Annotated in this window: 2 protein-coding genes; both read right to left on the bottom strand. The window is 73.6% G+C overall.

The genetic code is table 11. The annotated features are described in order from the left end of the window. Positions 1-1,101: lamin tail domain-containing protein (locus ACXJKG_RS20880; protein WP_456847634.1), on the bottom strand; the 1,101-nt coding region annotated here is incomplete at its 3' end. 195 nt (positions 1,102-1,296) lie between these two features. After that, positions 1,297-1,919: phenylalanine--tRNA ligase subunit beta-related protein (locus tag ACXJKG_RS20875; RefSeq protein ID WP_456847633.1), on the bottom strand; the 623-nt coding region annotated here is incomplete at its 5' end.

Genomic DNA, 1,919 nt, shown 5'->3' with positions numbered 1-1,919 from the left:
CTGGTTGGTCGAGTAGGTGTTGGAGATCGTGAGGTCGCCGGTCGGCTKGAACAGCATCGACTCGAGGGCCTCGCGCGCGGCGTCGGTGGTGGGCCACGTGCTCGACACGGGCGTGACCGCCGCGGCGGCGGGGAGCTTCACCAGGTCGGTCGCCGCGGCGACCGTGAGCTCGGTGAGCCCGTTGAACTCGGAGACCGCTCCGGTCACCTGGACGTGGTCGCCGATGGCGACGAGGCCCGCGGTGGCGGACGAGAAGACGAAGACCGCGTCGGACGCACCCGGCGTCGCGTCCGTGGCGCCGCCGGTCCCCGGGGTCTGGATGACGTAGCCGCTGAGCCCGCCGGTCGGGTAGGCCGCGGTGACGACGCCGTCCGTGGTGACGGTCTTCCCGGCGAGCGGGGACGTGGCACCCGCGCCCTGGATCTCGGCGATCGTCGCCGCCGTCGGGGTCACCGGCCCGGTCCCGCCGACCACGCCCGGAGTCGGGTTCGCCGCGGCGAAGTCGGTCGCGTTGTTCGCGGTGTTGGTGATCGTGGCGTCACGCGTGACGGCCTGCGTGTTCGAGGCGCCGAGCGCCGGACCGCTGCCGGCGTACCCGGTGGCGGCCGCGCCGTACCCGACGAAGTCGACCACCTGGTCGAGCGCCGGGCACGCGGACCCCGTGCAGGACAGGGCTGTCGCCGAGCTGACGAGAGCGACCTTGCCCGCCGTGCCGCTCAGGGCGAGGTTCCYGGTGACGTTCCCGGTGACGGGCGTGGTCCCACCCGTCCCCGCGGCCTCCACCACCACGTAGGCGGCGCCGGGCTGGATCACGCCGCTGAGTGCGGTGGTGAGGGACTGGCTGAAGGCGCCACCGGCGGACGCGTACTGCACGGACCAGCCGGTGACGTCGACCGGTGCGCTCGAGGCGTTCACCAGCTCGATGAAGTCGTTGGTGTAGGTGGCGCCGCTGTTGCCGCCACCGCCGTACACCTCGTTGATCAGGACCCGTGGCGTGGTGCCGACCGCCGCCCCTGCCGGGCCCGCCGCGATCACACCTCCCGCCACTGCAACAGCGAGGGCGGCGACGCCCCCGCTGATCGACTTCATGGCACGGCGCACGTCGAGCTCTCCTTCGTCGGGGAACGTCAATGGCCGCTCGTGACGGCCTGGACCACCTTCAGGGATCGCCCGATTTGCCGCAACTACTCACAGGTAACTATTGGGTGAACTCATCCCATGACCACGGTCGGAGGCTCTGAGACCGGATGCAGAAGACCCCCGCGGCCACAGGCCACGGGGGTCTTCGGTCGGMGCTCAGGCGCGCAGGGTCGCCCCGAACCGGGCGTGGGCCTCGGCCACGACGGCCTCGCGGACCGCCGCCGCCTCCTGCGCCGTGAGGGTCCGGTCGTCGGCCCGCAGCCGCAGCGAGAACGCGAGCGACTTGCGCTCGTCCCCCACCTGCGACCCGGCGTACACGTCGAACAGGCGGACCTCCTCGACGACGTCGCCGGCGGGGCTCGACGCGGCACCGACGCGCACGGCGTCGAGCAGGTCGGCCGCCGCCACGTCCGCACCGACCACGAGCGCGATGTCCTCCTTGAGGACCGGGAAGGTCGAGACGGGGACCGCCTGCACGGGCTCGGGCGACGCCGCGGCCAGCAGCACGTCGAGGTCGAGCTCGAAGGCGGACGCGCGCGCAGGCAGCCCGAGCGCCGTGACGACGTTCGGGTGCAGCTCGCCCGCGTGCCCGACGAGCGTGCCGTCGACCGTGGTCAGACGCGCGCAGCGRCCCGGGTGCCAGGGCGCGTGGTCCGCGTCGGCCGACGCCACGAGCTCGACGCCGACGACCTCGGCCACGAGCCGGGCCGACGCGATGGCGTCGGTGTGGTCGACGCGGCGCCCGGTCCCCCACCAGCCGCGAGCCGGCGGGCTGGTGG

This window comes from Cellulomonas sp. P5_C6, from assembly GCF_054049635.1.
This window is presented reverse-complemented; position numbering and strand designations above follow the sequence as displayed.